Annotated in this window: 26 protein-coding genes; 16 read left to right on the plus strand and 10 right to left on the minus strand. The window is 67.2% G+C overall.

Annotated elements, in window-relative coordinates; translation table 11 throughout:
• Positions 1–2: 2 nt before the first annotated feature.
• From lysS to clpC1, 3 genes are all read left to right on the plus strand, one after another.
• A complete protein-coding gene (gene lysS / locus RMCB_RS08720; protein WP_062828455.1) occupies positions 3–1,526 on the plus strand; it encodes a lysine--tRNA ligase in 1,524 nt (507 codons plus the stop codon).
• A gap of 116 nt (positions 1,527–1,642) precedes the next feature.
• Positions 1,643–1,987 carry a histone-like nucleoid-structuring protein Lsr2 gene (gene lsr2, locus RMCB_RS08725; protein ID WP_029369358.1) on the plus strand — a complete coding sequence of 115 codons (345 nt, stop codon included), beginning with the start codon at positions 1,643–1,645 and terminating at the stop codon, positions 1,985–1,987.
• Positions 1,988–2,240: 253 nt separating this feature from the next.
• Complete coding sequence (gene clpC1, locus RMCB_RS08730; protein ID WP_029369359.1) at positions 2,241–4,769, plus strand: ATP-dependent protease ATP-binding subunit ClpC; 2,529 nt, start codon at positions 2,241–2,243, stop codon at positions 4,767–4,769.
• A 52-nt stretch (positions 4,770–4,821) separates the two neighbouring features.
• On the opposite strand, the gene RMCB_RS08735 is transcribed toward clpC1, so the two are convergent.
• The gene (locus RMCB_RS08735; RefSeq protein ID WP_063979595.1) at positions 4,822–5,736 is read right to left on the minus strand and encodes an alpha/beta hydrolase; all 915 of its coding nucleotides are present in this window, start codon (positions 5,734–5,736) and stop codon (positions 4,822–4,824) included.
• Between the two features lie 183 nt (positions 5,737–5,919).
• Between RMCB_RS08735 and RMCB_RS08740 the strand changes: the two genes are divergently transcribed.
• The 4 genes from RMCB_RS08740 (at position 5,920) to RMCB_RS08755 (ending at position 7,988) form a co-directional block, all read left to right on the plus strand.
• Positions 5,920–6,285 (plus strand): YbjQ family protein, encoded by a 366-nt coding sequence (locus RMCB_RS08740; protein WP_029369361.1) that lies wholly within the window; start codon positions 5,920–5,922, stop codon positions 6,283–6,285.
• Between the two features lie 149 nt (positions 6,286–6,434).
• A complete protein-coding gene (locus RMCB_RS08745; protein WP_029369362.1) occupies positions 6,435–6,650 on the plus strand; it encodes a CbtB domain-containing protein in 216 nt (71 codons plus the stop codon).
• A 22-nt stretch (positions 6,651–6,672) separates the two neighbouring features.
• Positions 6,673–7,443: a CbtA family protein gene (locus RMCB_RS08750; protein WP_062828457.1), complete on the plus strand. Its 771-nt coding sequence runs from the start codon at positions 6,673–6,675 to the stop codon at positions 7,441–7,443.
• The gene (locus tag RMCB_RS08755; RefSeq protein WP_062828458.1) at positions 7,440–7,988 is read left to right on the plus strand and encodes a histidine phosphatase family protein; all 549 of its coding nucleotides are present in this window, start codon (positions 7,440–7,442) and stop codon (positions 7,986–7,988) included. Before RMCB_RS08750 ends, RMCB_RS08755 begins: the two co-directional genes overlap by 4 nt.
• Before the next feature lies 1 nt (position 7,989).
• Here RMCB_RS08755 and RMCB_RS08760 read toward each other — a convergent pair whose 3' ends face one another.
• Both RMCB_RS08760 and mhuD read right to left on the minus strand, forming a co-directional pair.
• Entirely contained in the window at positions 7,990–9,354 is a 1,365-nt protein-coding gene (locus tag RMCB_RS08760) for a serine hydrolase (RefSeq protein WP_029369365.1), read from the minus strand.
• The gene (gene mhuD / locus RMCB_RS08765; protein WP_029369366.1) at positions 9,329–9,646 is read right to left on the minus strand and encodes a mycobilin-forming heme oxygenase MhuD; all 318 of its coding nucleotides are present in this window, start codon (positions 9,644–9,646) and stop codon (positions 9,329–9,331) included. Before mhuD ends, RMCB_RS08760 begins: the two co-directional genes overlap by 26 nt.
• Before the next feature lie 39 nt (positions 9,647–9,685).
• Here mhuD and RMCB_RS08770 point away from each other — a divergent pair, with 39 nt between their 5' ends.
• On the plus strand, positions 9,686–10,447 hold the full coding sequence (locus RMCB_RS08770; RefSeq protein WP_062828459.1) for an alpha/beta fold hydrolase: 762 nt from the start codon (positions 9,686–9,688) through the stop codon (positions 10,445–10,447).
• Here the strand turns inward: RMCB_RS08770 and RMCB_RS08775 are convergent.
• Positions 10,430–10,678 carry a hypothetical protein gene (locus RMCB_RS08775; protein WP_029369368.1) on the minus strand — a complete coding sequence of 83 codons (249 nt, stop codon included), beginning with the start codon at positions 10,676–10,678 and terminating at the stop codon, positions 10,430–10,432. The two genes, RMCB_RS08770 and RMCB_RS08775, sit on opposite strands and share 18 nt — an antisense overlap.
• 72 nt (positions 10,679–10,750) lie before the next feature.
• Here RMCB_RS08775 and RMCB_RS08780 point away from each other — a divergent pair, with 72 nt between their 5' ends.
• The gene (locus RMCB_RS08780; RefSeq protein ID WP_062828460.1) at positions 10,751–11,743 is read left to right on the plus strand and encodes a GlxA family transcriptional regulator; all 993 of its coding nucleotides are present in this window, start codon (positions 10,751–10,753) and stop codon (positions 11,741–11,743) included.
• Here RMCB_RS08780 and RMCB_RS08785 read toward each other — a convergent pair.
• Together RMCB_RS08785 and RMCB_RS08790 are read right to left on the minus strand one after the other, a co-directional pair.
• Positions 11,740–12,033: a hypothetical protein gene (locus RMCB_RS08785; RefSeq protein ID WP_062828461.1), complete on the minus strand. Its 294-nt coding sequence runs from the start codon at positions 12,031–12,033 to the stop codon at positions 11,740–11,742. The genes RMCB_RS08780 and RMCB_RS08785 overlap by 4 nt on opposite strands.
• A 61-nt stretch (positions 12,034–12,094) precedes the next feature.
• On the minus strand, positions 12,095–12,970 hold the full coding sequence (locus tag RMCB_RS08790; protein ID WP_062828557.1) for an iron-sulfur binding domain-containing protein: 876 nt from the start codon (positions 12,968–12,970) through the stop codon (positions 12,095–12,097).
• A gap of 37 nt (positions 12,971–13,007) precedes the next feature.
• On the opposite strand from RMCB_RS08790, the gene RMCB_RS08795 reads away from it, so the two are divergent.
• Both RMCB_RS08795 and RMCB_RS08800 read left to right on the plus strand, forming a co-directional pair.
• On the plus strand, positions 13,008–13,628 hold the full coding sequence (locus RMCB_RS08795) for a carbonic anhydrase (protein WP_062828462.1): 621 nt from the start codon (positions 13,008–13,010) through the stop codon (positions 13,626–13,628).
• 59 nt (positions 13,629–13,687) lie between these two features.
• The gene (locus RMCB_RS08800; RefSeq protein ID WP_201028254.1) at positions 13,688–14,467 is read left to right on the plus strand and encodes a hypothetical protein; all 780 of its coding nucleotides are present in this window, start codon (positions 13,688–13,690) and stop codon (positions 14,465–14,467) included.
• A 5-nt stretch (positions 14,468–14,472) separates the two neighbouring features.
• Here the strand turns inward: RMCB_RS08800 and disA are convergent, their stop codons facing one another.
• The 3 genes from disA to RMCB_RS08815 are packed head-to-tail and all read right to left on the minus strand — an operon-like array spanning position 14,473 to position 17,639.
• On the minus strand, positions 14,473–15,591 hold the full coding sequence (gene disA, locus RMCB_RS08805; protein ID WP_029369375.1) for a DNA integrity scanning diadenylate cyclase DisA: 1,119 nt from the start codon (positions 15,589–15,591) through the stop codon (positions 14,473–14,475).
• Between the two features lie 8 nt (positions 15,592–15,599).
• Positions 15,600–16,994, minus strand: coding sequence for a DNA repair protein RadA (radA, locus tag RMCB_RS08810; protein WP_062828464.1), 1,395 nt, complete (start codon positions 16,992–16,994; stop codon positions 15,600–15,602).
• Between the two features lie 54 nt (positions 16,995–17,048).
• The gene (locus RMCB_RS08815; RefSeq protein ID WP_062828465.1) at positions 17,049–17,639 is read right to left on the minus strand and encodes a copper chaperone PCu(A)C domain-containing protein; all 591 of its coding nucleotides are present in this window, start codon (positions 17,637–17,639) and stop codon (positions 17,049–17,051) included.
• 238 nt (positions 17,640–17,877) lie between these two features.
• Here RMCB_RS08815 and carD point away from each other — a divergent pair, with 238 nt between their 5' ends.
• The 5 genes from carD (at position 17,878) to rlmB (ending at position 21,948) form a co-directional block, all read left to right on the plus strand.
• Positions 17,878–18,366 carry an RNA polymerase-binding transcription factor CarD gene (carD, locus tag RMCB_RS08820; protein ID WP_029369378.1) on the plus strand — a complete coding sequence of 163 codons (489 nt, stop codon included), beginning with the start codon at positions 17,878–17,880 and terminating at the stop codon, positions 18,364–18,366.
• Positions 18,367–18,372: 6 nt separating this feature from the next.
• A complete protein-coding gene (ispD, locus tag RMCB_RS08825) occupies positions 18,373–19,050 on the plus strand; it encodes a 2-C-methyl-D-erythritol 4-phosphate cytidylyltransferase (RefSeq protein WP_029369379.1) in 678 nt (225 codons plus the stop codon).
• Positions 19,047–19,523 carry a 2-C-methyl-D-erythritol 2,4-cyclodiphosphate synthase gene (gene ispF / locus RMCB_RS08830; RefSeq protein ID WP_029369380.1) on the plus strand — a complete coding sequence of 159 codons (477 nt, stop codon included), beginning with the start codon at positions 19,047–19,049 and terminating at the stop codon, positions 19,521–19,523. Before ispD ends, ispF begins: the two co-directional genes overlap by 4 nt.
• Before the next feature lie 63 nt (positions 19,524–19,586).
• Complete coding sequence (cysS, locus tag RMCB_RS08835) at positions 19,587–20,975, plus strand: cysteine--tRNA ligase (RefSeq protein ID WP_029369381.1); 1,389 nt, start codon at positions 19,587–19,589, stop codon at positions 20,973–20,975.
• A gap of 31 nt (positions 20,976–21,006) precedes the next feature.
• Positions 21,007–21,948 carry a 23S rRNA (guanosine(2251)-2'-O)-methyltransferase RlmB gene (gene rlmB / locus RMCB_RS08840; RefSeq protein ID WP_029369382.1) on the plus strand — a complete coding sequence of 314 codons (942 nt, stop codon included), beginning with the start codon at positions 21,007–21,009 and terminating at the stop codon, positions 21,946–21,948.
• A 5-nt stretch (positions 21,949–21,953) separates the two neighbouring features.
• Here the strand turns inward: rlmB and RMCB_RS08845 are convergent, their stop codons facing one another.
• Positions 21,954–23,486 carry a purple acid phosphatase family protein gene (locus RMCB_RS08845; protein ID WP_062828466.1) on the minus strand — a complete coding sequence of 511 codons (1,533 nt, stop codon included), beginning with the start codon at positions 23,484–23,486 and terminating at the stop codon, positions 21,954–21,956.
• Positions 23,487–23,543 lie beyond the last annotated feature (57 nt).

The raw sequence follows: 23,543 nt of genomic DNA on the forward strand, positions 1-23,543 counted from the left end.
TCGTGACCCAAGCCGATAGCCACGTTGCATCCGAGTCCCAGGCCGACATCCCCGAGCAGTTCCGGATCCGTCAGGCCAAGCGGGAACGGTTGCTGGCCGAGGGGCGTGAACCGTATCCCGTCGTCGTGCCGCGCACCCACACGCTGGCCGAGCTGCGCAGCGCCTACCCCGACCTGGAAGCCGACACCCAGACCGGTCAGGTGGTCGGTGTCGCCGGCCGGGTGGTGTTCGCCCGCAACTCCGGGAAGCTCTGCTTCGCGACCCTGCAGGAAGGGGACGGGACCCAGCTGCAGGTGATGATCAGCCTGGCCCAGGTGGGCCAGGAATCGCTGGACAGCTGGAAGAGCGACGTCGACCTCGGTGACATCGTCTTCGTCCACGGCGAGGTGATCAGCTCCAAACGTGGCGAATTGTCGGTGCTGGCCGATTCCTGGCAGATGGCTGCCAAGGCGCTGCGACCGCTTCCTGTTGCTCATAAAGAAATGAGCGAAGAAATGCGGGTGCGGCAGCGCTATGTCGATCTGATTGTGCGTCCGGAGGCGCGCACCATCGCGCGCCAGCGCGTCGCGGTCGTGCGTGCGGTGCGAAACGCTCTGGAACGGCGCGGATTCCTCGAAGTCGAGACGCCGATGCTGCAGACCCAGGCGGGCGGTGCGGCTGCGCGTCCGTTCATTACCCACTCCAATGCGCTCGACGTCGATCTCTACCTGCGCATCGCACCGGAACTTTTCCTGAAACGGTGTGCGGTCGGTGGTTTTGAGAAGGTCTTCGAGTTAAATCGGAACTTTCGTAACGAAGGTGTAGATTCCACGCACTCGCCGGAATTCGCGATGCTGGAGACATATCAGGCCTACGGCGACTACAACGACTCGGCGACGGTCACGCGGGAAGTTATTCAGGAGGTCGCCGACGAAGCGCTGGGCACCAGAGAAGTGCCATTGCCCGACGGCACGGTCTACGATCTCGACGGCGAATGGGACTCCGTCGAAATGTACCCATCGTTGTCTGAAGCGCTCGGTGAAGAGATCACGCCCCAGACATCGGTGGAGCGGTTGTGGCAGATCGCTGATGATCTCGGCGCCGAGATTCCCCGCGACCGTGGCTTTGGGCACGGGAAATTGGTGGAAGAACTCTGGGAACACACCGTGGGCGACAAGTTGTGGGCGCCCACGTTCGTGCGGGACTTCCCGGTCGAGACCACGCCGCTGGTGCGGGCGCACCGAAGTATTGTCGGAGTCACAGAAAAATGGGATCTGTACGTCCGTAACTTCGAACTCGCGACCGGTTACTCCGAGTTGATCGATCCGGTAATCCAACGCGAACGTTTCGCCGCCCAGGCTCGCGCGGCAGCTGCCGGAGATGACGAGGCAATGGTTCTCGACGAAGATTTTCTTGCCGCATTGGAGTACGCGATGCCGCCGACGACTGGTACCGGAATGGGTATCGACCGGCTGTTGATGGCATTGACGGGGCTTTCAATTCGGGAGACGGTTTTGTTCCCGATTGTCCGGCGTCTCGGCAACTGAGTGACTTCGAACCTGATCTGTTGTATTCGCGCGCGTCGGTGTGGCACATTGGTCAACGAGGCGGGATACTGGCAACTACTCACCAATGCGTAGGCAGAAGGGTTCGGTGCGGGGTAATGGCAAAGAAAGTGACCGTCACGTTGGTTGACGATTTCGATGGTGCAGCCACCGCCGACGAGACGGTCGAATTCGGTCTCGACGGCGTCACCTATGAGATCGATCTTTCCTCCAAGAATGCGACCAAGCTTCGTAACGATCTCAAACAATGGGTCGAGGCCGGCCGCCGTGTCGGCGGCCGCAGGCGCGGGCGCGCCGCGAGCCCGGCAGGCCGGGGCCGCGGGGCCATCGACCGTGAACAGAGCGCGGCCATCCGCGAATGGGCCCGCCGCAACGGGCACAATGTGTCGACCCGCGGCCGGATTCCCGCCGACGTGATCGACGCATTCCACGCGGCAACGTAAAAGAGAATTGCCAGCACACGGATCGGCGGTTACCGCCGGTCCGTGTTTTCGCTAGCGGCGAACCTTTCGGCGCCCATTTGCGGAAACGTTTCCCACACCAGCGGCGTTGATCGTCTGCAGCATCGGGTACACGGGGTAAACGCGCAACCAAGCTCCGCACCCGAAGCTGCCGCCCACTAGAGTGGACGGTATGTACTACGTGCGGAGTGCTGCGCGTCAGTACCGCTATGCGACGGAGAGCAGGTAACCACCGATGTTTGAGAGATTCACCGACCGTGCCCGCAGGGTCGTCGTCCTGGCGCAAGAAGAAGCCCGGATGCTCAACCACAACTACATCGGCACCGAGCACATCCTCTTGGGCCTCATTCACGAAGGCGAAGGCGTCGCCGCCAAGTCGCTGGAATCCCTGGGTATCTCGCTGGAAGGCGTCCGCAGCCAGGTCGAGGAGATCATCGGCCAGGGACAGCAGGCCCCGTCCGGTCACATCCCGTTCACCCCGCGTGCCAAGAAGGTGCTGGAGCTGAGCCTGCGCGAGGCGCTGCAGCTCGGCCACAACTACATCGGCACCGAGCACATCCTGCTCGGCCTGATCCGTGAGGGCGAGGGCGTCGCGGCCCAGGTGCTGGTGAAGCTCGGTGCGGAACTGACCCGGGTGCGCCAGCAGGTGATCCAGTTGCTGAGCGGCTACCAGGGCAAGGAGGCCGCCGAGGCAGGCACCGGTGGTCGCGGAGGCGAGTCGGGCAACCCGTCCACCTCACTGGTTCTCGACCAGTTCGGCCGTAACCTGACCGCCGCCGCCATGGAAGGCAAGCTCGACCCGGTCATCGGCCGCGAGAAAGAAATCGAGCGGGTCATGCAGGTGCTGAGCCGCCGCACCAAGAACAACCCGGTGCTGATCGGCGAGCCCGGCGTCGGCAAGACCGCCGTCGTCGAGGGCCTGGCGCAGGCCATCGTGCACGGCGAGGTGCCCGAGACACTCAAGGACAAGCAGCTCTACACCCTGGACCTCGGCTCCCTGGTGGCCGGCTCGCGGTATCGCGGTGACTTCGAAGAGCGCCTCAAGAAGGTGCTCAAGGAAATCAACACCCGCGGCGACATCATCCTGTTCATCGACGAGCTGCACACGCTGGTCGGTGCGGGTGCCGCCGAGGGCGCCATCGACGCCGCTTCGATCCTGAAGCCGAAGCTGGCCCGCGGCGAGCTGCAGACCATCGGCGCGACCACCCTCGACGAGTACCGCAAGTACATCGAGAAGGACGCCGCCCTGGAGCGTCGCTTCCAGCCCGTCCAGGTCGGTGAGCCGACGGTCGAGCACACCATCGAGATCCTCAAGGGTCTGCGCGACCGCTACGAAGCGCACCACCGCGTCTCCATCACCGACAGCGCGATGGTGGCCGCTGCCACCCTGGCCGACCGGTACATCAACGACCGGTTCCTGCCGGACAAGGCCATCGACCTGATCGACGAGGCCGGTGCCCGGATGCGTATCCGCCGGATGACCGCTCCGCCAGACCTGCGCGAGTTCGACGAGAAGATCGCCGACGCCCGCCGGGAAAAGGAATCGGCGATCGACGCGCAGGACTTCGAGAAGGCCGCGCGGCTGCGTGATTCCGAGAAGCAGCTGGTGGCTCAGCGTGCCGAGCGGGAAAAGCAGTGGCGCTCGGGTGATCTGGACGTCGTGGCCGAGGTCGACGACGAGCAGATCGCCGAGGTGCTCGGCAACTGGACCGGTATCCCCGTGTTCAAGCTGACCGAGGAGGAGACCACTCGGCTGCTGCGCATGGAGGACGAGCTGCACAAGCGGATCATCGGCCAGGAGGACGCCGTCAAGGCCGTCTCCAAGGCCATCCGCCGCACCCGTGCCGGCCTGAAGGACCCCAAGCGGCCGTCCGGCTCGTTCATCTTCGCCGGCCCGTCCGGTGTCGGTAAGACCGAGCTGTCCAAGGCGCTGGCCAACTTCCTGTTCGGCGAGGACGACGCGCTCATCCAGATCGACATGGGCGAGTTCCACGACCGCTTCACCGCGTCGCGGCTGTTCGGTGCTCCCCCCGGATACGTCGGTTACGAAGAGGGCGGTCAGCTCACCGAGAAGGTGCGCCGCAAGCCGTTCAGCGTCGTGCTGTTCGACGAGATCGAGAAGGCCCACCAGGAGATCTACAACAGCCTCCTGCAGGTCCTGGAGGACGGCCGTCTCACCGACGGTCAGGGCCGCACGGTCGACTTCAAGAACACCGTGCTGATCTTCACGTCGAACCTCGGTACGTCCGACATCAGCAAGGCGGTTGGCCTCGGCTTCACCCAGGGTGGTGGCGAGAACAACTACGAGCGGATGAAGCAGAAGGTCAACGACGAGCTCAAGAAGCACTTCCGGCCCGAGTTCCTCAACCGTATCGACGACATCATCGTGTTCCACCAGCTGACGCAGGACGAGATCATCAAGATGGTCGACCTGATGATCAGCCGGGTCGGCAACCAGCTCAAGACCAAGGACATGGCCATGGAGCTGACGCCGAAGGCCAAGGCCCTGCTGGCCAAGCGTGGCTTCGATCCGGTGTTGGGTGCTCGGCCGCTGCGCCGCACCATCCAGCGCGAGATCGAGGATCAGCTGTCGGAGAAGATCCTGTTCGAGGAGGTCGGTCCGGGGCAGCTCGTCACGGTCGACGTCGAGGGCTGGGACGGCGAAGGTGCGGGCGAGGACGCGAAGTTCACCTTCGTGGGCAAGCCGAAGAGCGCCAGCCCCGATGGCCCCGATCTGGCCAAGGCCGCGGCCACCGCGGAATAACCGGTCGAACAAAAATGCCCCCGCCATTCGGCGGGGGCATTTTTGTCGTCGGCTAACTGCCCAGTGCCGGTCCGATGGTGGTGTTCCAGGACTCCTGCATCTCCGATTCGAAAAGGCCCCACGTGTGCGAGCCCTCCGGCCGGGCGACGTAGTGCACCGGGACCCCGGCAGCCGCAGCGGCATCGGCGAACGCCCTGGTGCTGTCGGAGACGATGCGCTCGATCAACCCTCCGGTGATGTTCGGTCCGAAGCCTTCGGGCAGCCGGTCGACGGCGCCTTCGCCACCGCTGGTCGAGGCGGCCGCGTACACGGCCGTGCCCTTCAGCTTCGCCACGTTCTTGGTGGGATCGTGCGCGACCCACAGCGGGCCACCGGCCGGGCCCCACATGTTGTCGGCGCTGAGCCCACCGCCCATCAAGGTCAGCGAGACCTGCTGGGCATTGTCGGAGGGGTTCAGCAGACCGCTGTAGGAGCCGACGGCCCGGAACAGGCCGGGTGCCTGCACGGCGTAGTCGACGGCGGTGCCGCCGGTGCTCGACAGGCCGCCGACGGCGTTGCGTCCGTTCGTGTTGTACTGCGCGTTGATCACCGGCGGCAGTTCCCGGGTCATGTAGGTCTGGTACTGCTTGCTGCCGTCGTTGACCCAGTCCGTCCACCAGCTGAACTGCCCGCCGAGCGGTGACACGACGTTGACGTTCTTGTTGGCGAAGAAACCTTGGATGTCGGTCATCCCGAACCAGCTCTTGGCGCCGGGCGCGAAGTTGCCACCGGGGTCGAGGTTGTCGCCGCCGTCGATGCCGGGCAGCAGGTAGAACGTCGGCGCGCCCGACCGCGGAGCTTTGTACACGTCGTTGACGATCACCTGGTTCATGGCGGGCGAGTACACCGAGACCTTGTCCCAGCGATCGTTGACATGCTCGATGCCGGTGATGTGCGCGCCGCCCTGGGGCGGGTCGGCTGCTGCCATCGGAATCGACAGGAACGGCATCACTACAGTCAGCGCTGCTGCAAACAGGCGAGCACGGCGAAAGGGTTGAGTCACGGCGTGATTATGTGATGCAGGTAAGTCACAGGCAGTGCATAGCAATGGGTTTCACTGGTCAGTATTTGCGTTATCACACATCGGCATCCACGAAGGAAGGGCTCTACCATGCTGATCGTCACCACCAACGACATTCCGGGCTGGGAAATTCAACGCGTCTGCGGCGAGGTCTTCGGGCTGACAGTGCGGTCTCGAAACGCCTTCTCGCAGATGGGCGCAGGGTTCAAGAGCATGTTCGGCGGCGAGCTGCAGGGCATGACCAAGAACCTGGCGGAAAGCCGCAACGAGGCGATGGGCCGGCTGATGAACGAGGCTCGCGCGCGGGGCGGCAACGCGATCGTCGCGATGCGCTTCGACACCACCGAACTCGGCGATACCTGGACCGAGATCTGCGCCTACGGCACCGCCGTGCAGGCCGTGCCCGTCACCGACGCGGCCAAGTACACCGCGCAGCAACTCGGGTACGGCGGCTGACAGGGGAGATTCACAGGTTTACGATGCACCTGTAAAGACGGACAAAGGAATCTGGTGAGAATCCAGAACGGTCGCGCCACTGTACACAGTCAGACCCTGAGCCCGTCACAACTGCCACTGGGACGCGAACTCCCAGAAAGGACCCCCTGATGACTTCTCCCGAGGCACGTAAGAGCCACGCGCCCGCGCTCGACCTCTCGGCGACCAAAGCGGTGCTGTGGCTCAGCCTCACGGCTTTCCTGGCGCTCGTCGTGCTCTACTTCGTCGGCGTCGACCAGGGGGCGACCTCGGTGTTCGGCGACAACATGTACATCCACGAGTTCGTCCACGACGCCAGGCACCTGCTCGGCTTCCCCTGCCACTGATTCTCCGGCGGCACAAGCCAACATGGAAAAACACATCATCGGGCGCGGCATCCTGGCCGGCGCCCTCGCTGGAGTGCTCGCGTTCGTCTGGGCCAAGATCTTCCTTGAGCCGATCATCGGCCGGGCCATCCAGTTCGAGGAACGCCAGTCGGCGGCACATGAGGCGATGGAAGCCGCGGCGGGCCACAGCCACGGCCACGGTGACAGCGTCGAACTGTTCACGCGTGGCGTGCAGTCCAATATCGGTATGGGCTTCGGGGTGCTGGCCTTCGCGGTCGCCATGGGCGCGCTGTTCGCCGTGGTGTTCTGCGTGGCCTACAACCGGGTCAACGGCCTGTCCGTACGCGCGTTGTCGGCGCTGATCGCCGGCGCGATGCTGATCGCGCTGTGGGTGGTGCCGGCGCTGAAGTACGCGCCGAATCCGCCTGCGACCAGCCTTGAGGAAACCATCACTCAGCGCGGCCTGCTTTACCTGCTCATGGTCGGATTGTCGGCGCTGCTGATGGTCGCCGCGGGGTATCTCGGTACTCAGCTGGCACCCCGGCTCGGTGCCTGGAATGCGGCGCTGGCCGCGGCTGCGGCCTACATCGTCGCGGTCGGCGTGGTGATGCTGGTGCTGCCGGCCATCCACGAGACGCCGTCGGGCTTCCCGCCCGAGGACCTCTACGAGTTCCGGCTGTATTCGCTGGGCACGCAGGTGGTCATCTGGGCGACGATCGGGTTGGTGTTCGGAGTGCTGGCCACCCGGCTGCTTGAGGGAAGGCGCGTGCAGCAGGACCGTCTGACCGCGTGAGTGAGGTCGTCCGGCTGTCGCTGGTGTCGCATGCCATGACCGATGCGGTGGCAGCCGGGCGTTTCCCCATCGACGAGCCACTGAACTCCGTGGGCCACCGTCAGGTCGATGCGGCGATCGAGCTCGGCCCGGTGGACCGGGCCTACTGCGGTCCGGAGAAGCGGGCGCGGCAGACCGCTGAGTTGCTCGGCCTGCGCGCCGAGGTCGAGCCCCTGCTGGCCGATCTCGATTGCGGGCTGTGGCGAGGTGACGTGCTCTCCGGAGTGCGCCCCGCCGACCTGGCCATCTGGCTGACCGATCCGACCAAGGCGCCGCACGGCGGTGAAAGCGTCGTCGAGCTGATCGCGCGGGTGCGGCGGTGGATGGACGCCGTGACCGACAAGCGGGGCAGGCTCGTGGCGGTCACGCACCCGGCGGTGGTCCGCGCCGCCGTTCTGATCGCGTTGGATGCTCCGCCGAAGTCGTTCTGGCGCATCGACATTGCGCCGGTAAGCCGCACGGTGCTGCACTTCCGCGGCCATGCCTGGACGCTGCGCAGCAACTGAGTCAACCGATGGGCGCCATCGCGAAGGCCCGCTTGGCAATCGACCACAGCCAGCCCGCGGCCGTTTGGCTGCGGAACTGCTGCCAGTTCAACTGGAAGCTCACCACCCAGGGTTGCCCGGTGTGGTCCACGGCGTACCAGCTGTAGGTCAGGTCCCCGGGCAGGTTGCCGCCCTTGGCGCCGATGTAGGTCCACTTCGCGGGGTCGAGGTCGATGCCGGGCAGTGCGGACAGGATCTGTTTGACGGGGGCCGCCTCGCCGACGGCCGAGGCCTGCAACGCCGCGTGCACGCGGCAGATGTCCTCGGCGCTGGCGAACCACTCCAGGCCGTCGTTGGACGCCGGCGTGTGGGTACGCATCGGATCCGGTTCGTAGGGGCGGGAATTGGTCTGCTGCAGCAGCTGGACGCGGTCTTTGGGTGAGGCCTGCTTCCACTGCTCGCGCAGGTTCGGCTCACCCCAGCCGACCGAGAACACCTCGTGCATGGTCGGGAACGGCGTCATGCTGGCCGGGTCATGATGGCCGCCGGTGACCAGGGCGCGTTCCACCGCGCCGGTCCCCACCCGCCCGATCAACAGGTCGGTGGCCATGTTGTCGCTCGCCGAGATCATCTGCTGGGCAGCGGTCCGCACGGTGATCTGGGCGCCGGGCGGCATCTTGTCCAGCCCCGCCGATCCGAGTTTCTTGCCCTCTTTGGTAATGGTCAGCAGATCGTCCCAGTGCACCGTCCCGGCCTTGATCGCATCGGAAACGGCAAGCAGCACATAGAGTTTGAAGATCGAGGCGAGCGGCAAGGAGAGGTCGGTGTTGGTCCCGGCCACCTTGACGCACTTGCCGTCGGTCACCTTGGCGACCTGGTAGGAGTAGCGCGCGCCCGACTTGGTCAGCTCGGTGTCGATGTCCGCCCAGGAGTTGATCACGGGCGGCACGAGGTTGACGTCGAACCGGTCGACCAGCCCGGCGTCATTGGTGCGCAGCTCGATGTCCTGCGCGACGTTGTAGGACGTCAACACGTGCAGCGTGGCCTGGCCTGCGCCGATGTCCACCGAGGACACCCGGAACGGGCGGTCCCACCAGATCCGGTCCATCTTGGTGCCGACGTCGTCGACCTTCTCCGGGCTGGCCAGCGTCCGAACGCCGACCGGGCCGATGGGCCAGTCGGAGTTCAGCATGTCCATGGTCTGCTTGGCCCGCAGACCAGGCGGGGTGTTGGTGTCGATGTGGGCGCCGTAGGAGATTTCGGCCGCCGGTGCGGCGCCCTGCGAACAACCGGAAGCCAGGGCAGCGGCGAGCGCGACGACAGCCGTCAGGCTTATCGTCCGCCGTGCCACCCCGCTCCGGCTATGCCGAAGCGCCGGGCCCCGCAACGTCCAACACAACCTCGAACTCCAGCAGCGACGCCCCGGTTGCCACGGGGTTCTTGTGTTCACCCTTGTGGGCCTCGACGGCCGGGCCCTGTGCCCACGCCTGGAACGCCTCTTCGGTTTCCCACTGCGTCACGACGAAGTAGCGGTTCTCGCCCTTGACCGGGCGCAGCAGCTGGAACCCCAGGAACCCCGGCTGGTTGTCGACGGCATGTGCACGGTGCGCGAACCGCTTCTCCAGTTCCGGGCCTGCGTTGGGCGGGACCTCGATGGCGTTGATTTTCACGACGGGCATGGGAATCAGGCTACCGCGACCGCGCGGCAAGATAACGGCATGGTCACAGAACTCCTCGCCCGCCACGGTGGTCACGGTGCGCCCATCGTGCTGGTGCACGGGCTGATGGGCCGCGGCAGCACGTGGACCCGTCAACTCCCGTGGCTGACCGAGTTGGGCGCGGTGTACACCTACGACGCGCCATGGCACCGCGGCCGCGATGTGCCCGACCCGTACCCGATCAGCACCGAGCGGTTCGTCGCGGATCTGGCCGACGCGGTCGCGGAACTGGGGGAGCCGGCGCGACTGGTCGGGCATTCGATGGGCGGGCTGCATTCGTGGTGTCTGGCCGCGGCAAGACCGGAGCTGGTGACCTCGGTTGTGGTCGAGGACATGGCGCCGGATTTTCTCGGGCGCACCACCGGACCGTGGGAGCCGTGGGTGCACGCGTTGCCGGTGGAATTCGGTTCGGCGCAGGAGGTCTACCAGGAGTTCGGCCCGGTGGCCGGTCGCTACTTCCTGGAGGCTTTCGACCGCACCGCGACCGGGTGGCGACTGCATGGCCGGCCGCAGTGGTGGCTGGACATCGCCGCCGAGTGGGGGACGCGGGAGTACTGGCAGCAGTGGCGCGCGGTGCGGGTGCCGACGCTGCTGATCGAGGCGGGGACTTCGGTGGCCCCGCCCGGGCAGATGCGGAGGATGGCCGAGATCGGTTACCGGACAACGTATTTGCATGTTCCTGAGGCGGGCCACCTGATTCATGACGAGCAGCCGCAGGTGTACCGCGACGCCGTCGAGAAGTTTCTAGCGTCGCTCACCTAGGGCGCCGGCGGTCGGCCAGGCCGGATTCTGCTCGAAACGGGTGCGCACGGCATCGAGATCGTGCTCGGCCCGGTTCGCGTCGTAGTCGGCCAGCCAGCCCGCGAGCGGTGCATAGGTGCGGAACTGGTCCAGATGAATCCGCAGGATGCCGCTGCGGTGCGCTGCCCAGCTCAGGGCTGCAGCAACCAGGAACGGCGAGGCCATGATCAGGAGGGCGAGTGCATATGTCATGGCAGTAATTCTTGTTAGGCCAATATCCGGCCAACAAGTGGCAGCACTGACACCTTTCGGTAAGATACTGCCATGATCAGAAGCGTTTCCGCGCTGGTGCTCGACGGCCTCGCGGTTTTCGAGTTCGGGGTGATCTGCGAGGTTTTCGGGATCGACCGCTCGGCCGACGGAGTGCCCAACTTCGACTTCAAGGTGTGTGGCCCCGAGCCGGGCAAGCCGGTGCGGACCTCGATCGGTGCCACGCTGACACCCGACCACGGTCTCGATGCCCTCATCGGTGCGGATCTGGTGGCCATCCCGGCGATCGCAGGCAGCGACTACCTGCCGGAGGCGCTGGCCGCGGTGCGCACCGCCGCGGATGCCGGATCGATCATCCTGACGGTGTGCTCCGGAGCCTTCCTGGCCGGCGCGGCCGGGTTGCTCGACGGACGGCCCTGCACCACGCACTGGATGCACGCCGACGAGCTCGCCCGCATGTACCCGACCGCACGCGTCGACCGCAACGTGCTGTTCGTCGACGACGGCAACCTGATCACCAGCGCAGGCACCGCGGCCGGTATCGACGCCTGCCTGCATCTGGTGCGGCGCGAACTCGGCAGCGAGGTGACCAACAAGATCGCCCGCCGGATGGTCGTGCCGCCGCAGCGCGACGGCGGGCAGCGCCAGTTCATCGACCAGCCCATCCCGGTGCGATGTTCGGATGGCTTTGCCCCGCACCTGGATTGGATCATCAGCAACCTGGACAAGCCGCATACGGTCGGCACGCTCGCCAAGCGCGCGGCGATGTCGACCCGGACCTTCGCGCGCCGCTTCGTCGAGGAGACCGGCACGACGCCGATGCAGTGGATCACCGATCAGCGCGTGCTGTATGCGCGCCGGTTGCTCGAGGAGACCGACCTCGACATCGACTGGATCGCCGGGCAGGCCGGATTCGGCACCGCGACCTTGCTACGGCACCACTTCCGCCGCGTCATCGGGGTGACGCCGTCGGACTATCGCCGTCGGTTCGCTTGCGGCGCAGGGGTATCCGTATGCGACGACGGCCAAGCCGTCGCCACGGCCTAACCGTCGGGCTGGCACGAGACATTCACGTACACGGTGGTGTGCTGCGACGGGTCGATGCGGTGGCCGGTGTCGTTGATGTTGGAGTCGGCCAGGCCGTGCACACCCGTGACCTTGCACAGCGAAAGGCTGGTCTTGGCATTGGAATTGATCTGGACGTGGTAGCCGCGACCCTGTAATTCGCGCACGGTGTCCTCGGCCGATCCGCTGCCGCTGGGCGCGGCCGCCGCAGGGGCCGCGAGTCCCAACGCCAGAGCCGTTGTCGTACAGAGCAGTAGCGTCAGTTTCGTCATGACTCCGTTGTATGTGCCGAAGTGGCGTCACGGGGCCGTGCGAAGGGTATTCAGGCCATCCTCATGTATTTTCGCCCTCGCCGGCCAGTGCGAACCGGCCGTCGGGGGTCTGTTCCACCAGGCCGTCGACCAGTAGCGAGTCCAGTGCCCGGTCACGCTGAGCGGTGTCGCTGAGCCAGGCAACGTCGAGTTGCGCCCTGGTAACGGGAAAACTGTTGGTGCGCAGGACATCCAATAGCCTGCCGCGGGCCTGGCGGTCGGTTCCCGCGTAGCGCTGCACCTTGCGGGCCGGGCCGGTGGGCGCCGGATAACCCGCTGTGCGCCACAGGCACGCACTCAGCGGGCAGATGCCACACCGCGGGTTGCGCGCGGTACACACCGTCGCACCGAGTTCCATCAGCGCGGCCGAAAAGACCGGTGCCGCATCGGAATCCGGTAGCAGTGCGGATACGTCCGCCAGATCGCGCACGCTGGCCGGCGAATCGGCCCGGCCGTGCACCGCGCGCGCCACCACCCGGCGCACGTTGGTGTCCACCACAGGCACCCTGGCCGCATACGCGAAACACGCGACGGCCCGCGCGGTGTATGCCCCGACACCCGGCAGGGTCAGCAGGGTCTCGACGTCGGCGGGTACCACGTCACCGTGCTCGGCGGCGATCGTGACGGCGCACTCGTGCAGGCGTTTGGCCCGGCGCGGGTATCCGAGCTTGCCCCACGCGCGGAGCACCTCGCCGACCCCGGCCGCCGCGGTCGCCGACGGCGTGGGCCACCGCGCGATCCAGTCCAGCCAGATCGGCTCGACGCGGGCCACCGGCGTCTGCTGCAGCATGAACTCGCTGACCAGGATCTGCCAGGCGGTGACGCCCGGCCTGCGCCACGGGAGATCGCGCTGGAATTCCCGGTACCAGCTGGTCAGCTCGTCGGAATCAATGCTCATCAGGGCATCGGGCGTCCAGGGCGATAGGCTGATCGCCATGCCCAATTCGAATCCGGTGTCGGCGTGGAAGGCACTCAAGGACGGTAACGCGCGCTTCGTCGCGGGCGAGCCGCAGCATCCGAGCCAGGACATCGCTCGGCGCGCCAGCCTCACCCACGGTCAGAAACCGACCGCGGTGGTGTTCGGGTGCGGCGACAGCCGTGTCGCAGCGGAGTTGCTCTTCGACCAGGGCTTGGGCGACGTGTTCGTCGTCCGCACCGCAGGCCACGTGATCGACAACGCCGTGCTCGGCTCCATCGAGTACGCCGTCTCGATCCTGGACGTGCCGCTGATCGTGGTGCTCGGGCATGACAGCTGCGGCGCGGTCCAGGCCGCCATCAACGCGCTCGACGACGGCCAGGTGCCCGGCGGGTACGTGCGCGACATCGTCGAGCGGGTGACGCCGTCGATACTCATGGGTCGCCACGCCGGCCTCGAGCGGGTCGACGAGTTCGAGGCCCATCACGTCAAGGAAACCGTCAACCAGCTGCAGATGCGCTCAGCGGCCATCGCCCAGGGCATCGCGGCGGGCACCCAGGCCATCGTCGGCGCGACCTATCACCTGGCCGACGGCCGGGTCGAGTTGCGCCATCACGTGGGCGATATCGGTCACGCCTGACGGCGACACGCCGGGCCGCCTCGGGCAACTGGGGATGACCTGGGCTTACCGTGAAGGTCGTGTTGGATCTGGAACCACGGGGCCCCCTGCCCGCGGAGATTTACCGGCGGCGCCGAGCGCTGGCGATCGGGATCGGGGTGGTCGTCGTCGCGGTGATCGTCGCGATCATCGCGGTCGTGGTGAGCAACAGCTCGGGCGCTGAATCCAAGTCCGCTCAACAGTCGACCCCCACGCCGACCGCTGCCGCGCCGACGCCGCTGCCGGGCGAGAACCCCGAGGTGAAGACCCCGGTGGTGCCCCCGGCGCAGCATGCTCCGCCACCGACGGCAACCCCGACCGCGGCGGTCACACCGCCGCCGGTGCTCAAGGAGGGTGACGACTGCCCGGATTCCACCCTGGCCGTCAAGGGCATCACCAGCCAGCCGCAGTACGTCGTCGGCGATCAGCCGAAGTTCACCATGGTCGTCACCAACATCGGCCTGGTGGCCTGCAAGCGTGACGTCGGCGCGGCCGTGCTGGCCGCCTACGTCTACTCGTTGGACAACACTCGGCTGTGGTCCAACCTGGACTGCGCGCCGTCCAACGAAACACTGGTCAAGACCTTCAACCCGGGCGAGCAGGTGACCACCGAGGTGACCTGGACCGGGATGAGCTCGGCACCCCAGTGCCCGCTGCCTCGGCAGCCGATCGGGCCCGGCACCTACAACCTGATGGTCCAGCTGGGCAACCTGAGATCGGCGCCCGTGCCGTTCATCCTCGCGCCCGCGCAGCAGCAGGCGCCGCCACCGCCTGCCGAGGGCGCCCCGCCGGCTCCGGCGGCACCCGCACCCGGCAACTGAGCCGTTCAGGCCAGCCGGTCGGCGATCGTCGACTCGGCCAGCAGGGAGAGCCCTTCCCGGATGTGTCGGGCCCACATGGACCCGATGCCTTCGACCGACTGCAGATCGTCGGCGCTGGCGGCCAGCAGCCCCTGTAGGGAGCCGAACGAGCGGACCAGTAGGTCGACGTGGGCGAACTGCAATCGCGGGATGCCTGCCATGGCCCGGTACCCGCGTGAACTCATCGCCGAGTCCTGCGCCTCGGCAGTCGTCGGATAGCCGAAGACCCGCGCGAGCGCGGTGAAGTCCAGCAGCTCGTTGTCGGTGAGGGCATCGAGATCTTCGAGGGTGGCGGTGACCTGTGCTGCGGTCGGCGGGTCGGGGTTAGCGTGGTAGTCCCGCACGATCAGTTCGCGGGCCGTCTCGTTGTCCCCGACGAGTTCGTCGAGCTGCAGTTTGAGCTGGCGGCCGTCGGTGCCGAGTTCGACGACGTCGGCGTCGATCTCGAGGCTGATGCGGCGCACCATCTCGAGGCGCTGCACCACGGTCATGACGTCGCGCAGGGTCACGAAGTCTTCGATCTCGGCGGTCGAGAGCTGCTTGCTCACCTCGTCGAGCCGGCCCTTGTAGCGCTCCAGCGTGGCGACGGTCTGGTTGGCCCGCGACAGGATGGTCGCCGAGTCGGGGACGACGTGCCGTTCCCCGGCCACGTAGACCGTCACGATGCTCATCGAGTGGCTCACCGACACCACCGGGTAGCCGGTCTGGATCGCGGTGCGCTCGGCCGAGCGGTGCCGCGTGCCGGATTCGTCGGTGGGGATCGACGGATCCGGCACCAACTGCACGTTGGCCCGCAGGATGTGGCTCGCGTCGCTGGAGAGCACGACCGCGCCGTCCATCTTGGACAGCTCACGCAGCCGGGTCGGCGCGTAGCGGATGTCGAGCTCGAATCCGCCGTCACAGATGGCCTCGACGCTCTCGTCGTAACCGAGCACGATCAGCGCGCCCGTCTTGCCGCGCAGGATGCGTTCCAGTCCGTCGCGCAGCGGGGTCCCCGGCGCCAACCGGCCCAAGGTCTCGCGCAGCGTCGGGCGGGCCAGGTGCACCACGTTGCGGCCGGCTCTGCCGCCGGTCTTAACGGCCATCGGTCCTCCTAGGATCGGCCGTTATTCTCCGCGATCTCCCGGACCGCCCGCAACGCGGTTGCGATGTTGTCCGACGCGATGACCCGCATCCCGGCCGGTGTGTCGGTGATCCCGGCCGGCACCACCGCGGTGTTGAAGCCCAGCCGCGCGGCCTCGGCCAGCCGGCGTTCCAGCCCGCTGACCCGGCGCAGGTCACCGGCCAGCCCCACTTCGCCGATGGCGACGGCGTCCATCGGCAACGGCAACTGGTAGCAGGACGACATGATGGCCATCGCGACCGCGAGATCCGCCGACGGATCGGTGAGCCGCATGCCGCCGACGGTCGCCACGTACAGGTCACTGCGTGCCAGCGGCAGGCCGCTGTGCCGTTCCAGCACCGCGCTGATCATCGCGGCGCGCGCCGAATCGATGCCGCTGACCGTCCGTCGGGCCGGCGCGTCCGTCGGGTTCCACAGCGCCTGCACCTCACCGATCATCGGGCGCTTGCCGTCCAGCGTGACGGTCACGGCGGTGCCCGCAACCGCCGCGGTGCGCTGGTCGAGGAACAACCCGGACGGATCGCTCACGCATTCGATTCCGTTGTCGTGCATCAGAAAACAACCGACCTCGTCGGCGGGACCGAACCGGTTCTTGACGCCGCGCACCATGCGCAGCGCCGACGCGCGGTCACCCTCGAAGTGCAGCACCACGTCGACGAGATGCTCCAGTGACCGTGGCCCCGCGATGGCGCCGTCCTTGGTGACATGGCCGACGAGGATCAACGCCACGGAATGGCCCTGGGCGGTGGATTTCGCGTATCCGGTCAGTGCCGTGGTCACCGCCCGCACCTGTGTCACGCCACCGGTCACACCGTCCGCCTCGGTGGTGGACATGGTCTGGACCGAGTCGACGATCACGAGGCTCGGGCGCACCTGGTCGATGTGGCCCAGCGCGATCTGCAGATCGGACTCGGATGCCAGGTACATCTCGTCGTGGGTGCAGCCGGTGCGCTCGGCCCGCAGCCGGATCTGGCCGGCGGATTCCTCGCCGGAGACATACAGCACCCGGCGCCCCTCGTGGGCCCAGCGGTTGGCGACCTCCAGCAGCAGCGTCGACTTTCCGACACCGGGATCACCGGCCAGCAGCGTCACCGAACCCGCCACCAGGCCACCGCCGAGCACCCGGTCGAGCTCGCTGACCCCGGTGGGGCAGTGCCGGGTCGCGCCCGGGTCGATCGCGGTGATCGGAACGGCGGGGGATGCCGGTGCTACCGACCGGCGGGCCGCGCCGCCGATCGCGGACAGCGTGGCCACCTCGTCGACGGTGCCCCAAGTGCCGCAGTTCGCGCAGCGTCCCACCCATTTCGGGGTGACATGTGCGCATTCCGAGCACCGGTATTGCGAACGTGCTTTCGAACCGGCCACGCCGTGACCCTAGCGGCTGGCACCGACATCCAGCGGGACCAGCGCGGTCAAAACCTAGTGGTGTTCGCCTGATTCGGCGGATTCACCCGCGGCCTGGTCCGAGTCGCCGGTCTTGTCGCGGCGCGGTGCGTCGCCTGCCGAGATCGGAACGGCCACGGTGGTCTGGCCGTCCTCGAAGTTGAACGTGAAGTTGTACAGCAGGCCGTTGGTGATCTGCTTGTTCAGCGTCACCTTGGCGGTGACGGCGTCGGCAGCCTCGACCTTCTCCAGCGGCGCGATCTGTCCGTCGGGCTCGCCGACCACCAGCACGCCGTTGGCGGGCACCGTGGTGTCGCCGGTCAGCGTCACGTCACCGATGTCGGAGGTGATCGACTTCAGCTTGTTGTTCTCGTCGGCTGAGGTGTTCGCGGCGACGAACAGCAACTCGGCGGGAGATCCCGGCTGCACATAATCGGTCTCCTGCGGGGCGCGCAAGTGGACGTTACGCAGCGAGACCGGTCCGGCCTGGGCGTTTACGCCGTTGACCGCGGGCTCCTGGGTGGACGTCTGGGAGACCTGCCCGGCGCCACATCCGGTGAGTGCGACTGCGGCGGCCAGGCCGCACGCGGCCATACCGACCGAGGCGCGCAATGTGAAGCGGTTCACTCAAGCCTCCTGAATTGGGTCGCCTACTTCGACTATGCAGAGTAGTAGGTCGCGGTTGCGCGCGGAACGGCGAGGGTTGAGATCGGCCGAATCGGGTGTGGCAGCGGGTGTTTGGTTGCACGATTTCGTCACCCTGTCAACCCCTACTCTTCACCTGCGGTGCCCCTGACCTGCACTGTTGATCGGCGTGTGATCAAGGCCCGTGTTAGGATAGGGGGGCGAAAGGGGCTCGAATCAGATGATTTTTAAGGTCGGAGACACCGTTGTCTATCCACACCACGGTGCTGCGTTGATCGAGGCGATCGAAACCCGAACCATCAAAGGCGAGCAGAAAGAATATCTCGTCCTGAAGGTCGCCCAGGGGGACCTGACCGTTCGAGTACCTGCAGAAAATGCCGAGTATGTAGGCGTGCGTGACGTAGTTGGGCAGGAAGGCCTCGACAAGGTGTTCCAGGTGCTGCGCGCGCCGCACACCGAGGAGCCGACCAACTGGTCGCGCCGCTACAAGGCCAATCTGGAGAAGCTTGCTTCGGGGGATGTCAACAAGGTTGCCGAGGTCGTCCGCGACCTGTGGCGCCGGGATCAGGAACGCGGCCTGTCCGCGGGCGAGAAGCGGATGCTGGCCAAGGCCCGGCAGATCCTGGTCGGCGAACTCGCGTTGGCGGAGAACACCGACGACGCCAAGGCCGAGACCATGCTCGACGAGGTTCTGGCCGCCGCGTCCTGACGCGTAGTGACAACGGTAGCCGTCGTCCCGGCCGCCGGCTCGGGTGAGCGGCTGGGTGCGGGTAGGCCGAAAGCCTTCGTCAAATTGGCCGGCAGGCCCTTGCTGGAACATGCGCTCGAGGGTCTGCGTGCGTCGGAAGTCATCGACGCTGTCGTGGTCGCGGTACCGCCCGGACTGACCGACGAGGCTAAGCTGATCTTCGGCGGAGCCGCCGAGATCGTGGCGGGCGGTGCCGACCGTACCGAGTCGGTCCGGCTGGCCCTGCAGGCCACGGGTGACGCCGAATTCGTATTGGTTCACGACGCGGCACGGGCTCTGACTCCGGCCGCGCTGATCGTCCGTGTCGTAAGGGCACTCGAGGCTGGGCACAGTGCCGTCGTCCCGGGCCTGCCGCTGGCCGACACCATCAAGGCGGTCGACGCCAACGGCGTGGTGCTCGGGACACCGGAACGGGCCGGCCTACGGGCCGTTCAAACACCTCAGGGCTTTCACGTCGATGTGCTGCGCCGCGCGTATCAGCGCGTGGGCGCCGGTGTGGTCACCGATGACGCTTCGCTCGTCGAGCAGACCGGTACGCCGGTCCAGGTCGTCGACGGCGACCCGATGGCATTCAAGATCACCACTCCCATGGATCTACTGCTGGCCGAGGCCGTGCTCGCGCGCGGCGGATCGGGCGCCTCGTGACGATTCCGCGGATCGGTTTGGGCACCGATGTCCATCCCGTCGAGTCCGGGCGGCCCTGCTGGCTGCTCGGGCTGCTTTTCGACGGCGCCGACGGCTGCGCCGGGCACTCCGACGGTGACGTCGCGGCCCACGCGCTGTGTGACGCACTGCTGAGCGCGGCCGGTCTGGGCGACATCGGCGGCGTTTTCGGCACCGACCAGCCGCAGTGGCGCGGTGTCAGCGGTGCCGACATGCTGCGGCACGTTCGTGGTTTGCTGGCCGAGGCGGGCTTCACGGTGGGCAATGCCGCCGTCCAGGTGATCGGCAACCGGCCCAAGATCGGACCTCGCCGCGACGAGGCCCAGCGGCTTCTGGGAGAGCTGGTGGGGGCGCCGGTGTCGGTTTCTGCGACAACCACCGACGGTCTCGGACTGACCGGCCGCGGCGAGGGATTGGCGGCCATTGCCACCGCGTTGGTGGTCAGGGCCGATTAGGCGGGTAAGCTGGCCGGTCGTGACTGATCGGGCCGTGCGCGCACGCGAGGAGCGGCTGTGGTGATGCGGCTGTACGACACCATGGCTGGCGCCGTACGTGATTTCGTGCCGCTGCGCCCAGGGCACGCCTCCATCTATCTGTGCGGTGCCACCGTGCAAGGCCTGCCCCATATCGGGCACGTCCGCAGCGGCGTCGCGTTCGACGTGCTGCGGCGCTGGCTCACCGCCAACGGCTATGACGTCGCCTTCATCCGCAACGTCACCGACATCGACGACAAGATCCTCAACAAGGCCGCCGACGCGGGCAGGCCGTGGTGGGAGTGGGCCGCGACGTTCGAGCGGGCGTTCGCCGCCGCCTACGACGCGCTGGGGGTACTGCCGCCGTCGGCCGAGCCGCGGGCCACCGGGCACATCACCCAGATGGTCGAACTCATCGAGCGGTTGGTCGACAAGGGCCATGCCTATGCCGCCGACGGCGACGTGTACTTCGACGTGCTGAGCCTGCCCGACTACGGCAAGCTGTCCGGCCACCGCATTGACGACGTCCATCAGGGTGAGGGCGTCGCCACCGGCAAGCGCGATCAGCGTGACTTCACGTTGTGGAAGGGTGCCAAACCCGGTGAGCCGTCCTGGCCGACACCGTTCGGACGGGGCCGCCCCGGCTGGCACACCGAGTGCGTCGCGATGTGCGAGGCCTATCTCGGCGCCGAGTTCGATATCCACGCGGGCGGCATGGACCTGGTGTTCCCGCACCATGAGAACGAGATCGCGCAGGCCAACGCCGCCGGTGACGGTTTCGCGCGGTACTGGCTGCACAACGGCTGGGTCACCATGGGCGGCGAGAAGATGAGCAAGTCGCTCGGTAACGTGCTGTCGATTCCCGCTGTGCTGCAACGGGTTCGGGCCGCCGAGCTGCGCTATTACCTGGGCAGCGCGCACTACCGGTCCATGTTGGAGTTCTCCGAGACTGCGCTGCAGGACGCGGTCAAGGCCTACTGCGGCATCGAGGATTTCCTGCACCGCGTGCACAACCGAGTCGGCGAGGTGACCGTCGGCGAGTGGACACCGAAATTCGCCGCCGCGCTCGACGACGACCTTTCGGTGCCGATCGCGCTCGCCGAGGTGCACGCCGCGCGTGCCGAGGGCAACCGGGCGCTGGACACCGGCGATCACGAAGGCGCGATGACGCAGGCCCGGTCCATCAGGGCGATGACGGGCATCCTCGGTTGCGATCCCCTCGACGAACGCTGGGAGTCGCGCGACGAGACGTCCGCCGCGCTGGCCGCCGTCGACGTTCTGGTGCAGTGGGCTTTGACGAGCCGGACCGAGGCGCGTGAACGGCGGGACTGGGCCGCCGCCGACGCGATCCGGGATCGGTTGAAGGAGGCCGGTATCGAGGTCACCGATACCGCCGACGGACCGCAATGGTCCTTGTTGAACGGGACGAAGTAGTGCCCGGGCGAGCGAAGCGACGGGATAACTAATGGCCGGCAATTCACAGCGGCGCGGGGCCATCCGCAAGGCAGGCACCAAGAAGGGCCCGACCGTCGGGTCCGGCGGAGTGCGCAGACGCGGTCTCGAGGGCCGCGGCGCGACGCCGCCCGCCCACATGCGGCCCAACCACCCTGCTGCCAAGAAAGCCGCGAAAGCGGCCCGCCAGCAGCAGGGCAGGCACAAGAAGACCGACGACACCGAGTTGGTGCTCGGCCGCAACCCGGTCGTGGAGTGCCTGCGCGCGAAAGTACCGGCCACCGCGCTGTTCATCGCACTGGGCACCGAGGCCGACGAGCGGTTGACCGAGTCGGTGCAGATCGCCGCCGACCGTGGAATCTCGATCCTCGAGGTGCCGCGCACCGACCTGGACCGGATGAGCTCCAACGGGCTGCACCAGGGTTTGGCCCTGCAGGTCCCGCCGTACAACTATGCCCATCCCGACGATCTGTTGGCGACGGCGAAGGACGAGGGTTCGCCCCCGTTGCTGGTGGCTCTTGACAACATCTCCGATCCGCGCAACCTGGGTGCGATCGTGCGGTCGGTGTCGGCGTTCGGTGGGCACGGCGTGTTGATCCCGCAGCGACGCTCCGCGTCGGTGACGGCGGTGGCGTGGCGTACCAGCGCCGGTGCGGCCGCCCGGCTGCGGGTGGCCCGGGCCACGAATCTCACTCGTACGCTGACGAGTTGGGCGGATGCCGGCCTGCAGGTGGTGGGCCTGGACGCCGGCGGGGACACCACGCTGGACCAACTGGACGGCACCGGTCCGATGGTCGTGGTGGTGGGCTCCGAGGGCAAGGGCCTGTCGCGGTTGGTGCGGGAGACCTGTGATGCGGTGGTGTCGATCCCGATGGCCGGGCCGACGGAATCGCTGAACGCATCGGTTGCCGCGGGCGTGGTGCTGGCCGAGATCGCCCGCCAGCGCCGCAGCTGAGTCCCTCAGGCCCGGCGGGGTTTGCGCAGGCTGAACCGGTCCACCGGGGTCATCGTGCCCAGCGGCCCGGTTATGGCGAAATATGTTGCCTCGATTGATGTTTCGCCACCGGGCTGGCCTGGGTCGACGTCGAACATGACGAACCCGTACGGATTGTCGCGGTCCCGGAATGCCGACCATGCCGCGGGCTCCTCGACATAGCGTGGTGTCCGCTTCTTGAGCACGGGGTCCACCCCGTCGACGCCGACGAGCACCTGGCAGCGGGGTTCATCGAAGAGCATTCGGTTGGACGGTATCGAGGTGCCGCCCCCGCCGATCACCAGATGCACTGTGCCGTGGTCGGATACGGCCGGGGTCAGGGTGTCGGTCGGCAGCGTGCCACGGATGGGATGGGTCCGCTCGTAGTGGTGTTCGTGCCCGCACACCACCAGGTCCACGCCGTAGCGGTCGAACAGCGGCAGCCAGTTCTGCCGGATGCCCAGATCGGCGCCGTTGGTCTTGTGGCCGGTCGACACGGCGGTCTGGTGCATGCACACCACCACCCAGTCGATGGTGGGATCGGCGCTCGTGCGTTCCAATTCGCTTTCCAGCCAACGCTTCTGGGCGCCACCCGAGTAGCCGCTCACATATGAGTTGCCGCCGTCCTGGTAGCACACATCGTCGTTGTTGAGGCTGATCACCCGCATCGCGCCTGCGGTGAATGCGTACCACAGGCCCCGCAGCTCGGCGTCCGAGCCGGAATCGGGCAGCGCGAAATAGGTTTGGTAGGCGCCGAACCCGATGGGGCCGTTGCCCAGCTCGTTCTCGTGATTGCCCGCCGCGGGCATCCACGGCCGGTGCCGAGCCGAGCGGGAGTTGTTGTCGAACCAGTCAGACCAGGTGCGGATCCGGTTGCCGGACAGGTTGGCGTAGCACAGGTCGCCGTTGACGAGGTTGAACAGCGGCGCGGTCTGTTCGACGGCAGCAGTGATGTCGCCCGCGGCGGGCGAACCGCGGTTGTCGCTGCCGAACGCGTTGGCCACCATCGCGTCCAGCGTCGGGGTGGACTGATCGCCGAAGCTTGTGAAGCGCAACGCTGCTCGTCCCCGTGGCGCGGTGTGCACGCTACCCAGTTCGGGGCTGGCGCCGTCGTGCACGGCGGCGTAGACGTAATCGGTGTCGGGCAGCAACCCGGTCAACCGGGCGTGGTGCACCCGGACTTCGGTACCGGACTGCGCGTCGCGGTAGGTGACGGTGTCGGCGGCGACGGTCTCCCCGAGGCCGCCTGCGGGGGTGCCGAACGTGACCCGGGGGTTGTTCACCGCGGCGGTCGTGTGCCATGACACCGCCACCTCGCTCGCGGCGTCGGCGCCGAACTGCAGGTGTACCCCGGCAACCGGCGGTGCACCGCTGCGGTCCGTGCGCGGCCACAGATCCGGGCCGCTGGCCTTCGGCCGCAGCAGTTCGGTCGCAGCGCCTCCGGCTCCGGCACCCAGCAGTGCGGTGGTGCCTCCCACCAGCAGAAGTTTGCGGCGGCTGACGCCCGCGTTGTCGCTCACCCCTGCCGTGCTACCGGGTCAACGCGAACAGTGCCATACGCGCAGGTGAACGGTGTC

The organism is Mycolicibacterium brisbanense, assembly GCF_001570425.1.
GTDB classification, from domain to species: Bacteria; Actinomycetota; Actinomycetes; order Mycobacteriales; family Mycobacteriaceae; genus Mycobacterium; species Mycobacterium brisbanense.

Bases quoted from the DNA above. Each gene is read 5' to 3' on its own strand.
- lsr2 (WP_029369358.1), top strand. From the start codon at position 1,643: ATGGCAAAGAAAGTGACCGTCACGTTGGTTGACGATTTCGATGGTGCA.
- clpC1 (WP_029369359.1), top strand. From the start codon at position 2,241: ATGTTTGAGAGATTCACCGACCGTGCCCGCAGGGTCGTCGTCCTGGCG.
- RMCB_RS08735 (WP_063979595.1), bottom strand. From the start codon at position 5,736: ATGGCAGCAGCCGACCCGCCCCAGGGCGGCGCGCACATCACCGGCATC.
- RMCB_RS08740 (WP_029369361.1), top strand. From the start codon at position 5,920: ATGCTGATCGTCACCACCAACGACATTCCGGGCTGGGAAATTCAACGC.
- RMCB_RS08745 (WP_029369362.1), top strand. From the start codon at position 6,435: ATGACTTCTCCCGAGGCACGTAAGAGCCACGCGCCCGCGCTCGACCTC.
- RMCB_RS08750 (WP_062828457.1), top strand. From the start codon at position 6,673: ATGGAAAAACACATCATCGGGCGCGGCATCCTGGCCGGCGCCCTCGCT.
- mhuD (WP_029369366.1), bottom strand. From the start codon at position 9,646: ATGCCCGTCGTGAAAATCAACGCCATCGAGGTCCCGCCCAACGCAGGC.
- RMCB_RS08770 (WP_062828459.1), top strand. From the start codon at position 9,686: ATGGTCACAGAACTCCTCGCCCGCCACGGTGGTCACGGTGCGCCCATC.
- RMCB_RS08775 (WP_029369368.1), bottom strand. From the start codon at position 10,678: ATGACATATGCACTCGCCCTCCTGATCATGGCCTCGCCGTTCCTGGTT.
- RMCB_RS08780 (WP_062828460.1), top strand. From the start codon at position 10,751: ATGATCAGAAGCGTTTCCGCGCTGGTGCTCGACGGCCTCGCGGTTTTC.
- RMCB_RS08785 (WP_062828461.1), bottom strand. From the start codon at position 12,033: ATGACGAAACTGACGCTACTGCTCTGTACGACAACGGCTCTGGCGTTG.
- RMCB_RS08790 (WP_062828557.1), bottom strand. From the start codon at position 12,970: ATGAGCATTGATTCCGACGAGCTGACCAGCTGGTACCGGGAATTCCAG.
- RMCB_RS08795 (WP_062828462.1), top strand. From the start codon at position 13,008: ATGCCCAATTCGAATCCGGTGTCGGCGTGGAAGGCACTCAAGGACGGT.
- disA (WP_029369375.1), bottom strand. From the start codon at position 15,591: ATGGCCGTTAAGACCGGCGGCAGAGCCGGCCGCAACGTGGTGCACCTG.
- carD (WP_029369378.1), top strand. From the start codon at position 17,878: ATGATTTTTAAGGTCGGAGACACCGTTGTCTATCCACACCACGGTGCT.
- cysS (WP_029369381.1), top strand. From the start codon at position 19,587: ATGCGGCTGTACGACACCATGGCTGGCGCCGTACGTGATTTCGTGCCG.
- rlmB (WP_029369382.1), top strand. From the start codon at position 21,007: ATGGCCGGCAATTCACAGCGGCGCGGGGCCATCCGCAAGGCAGGCACC.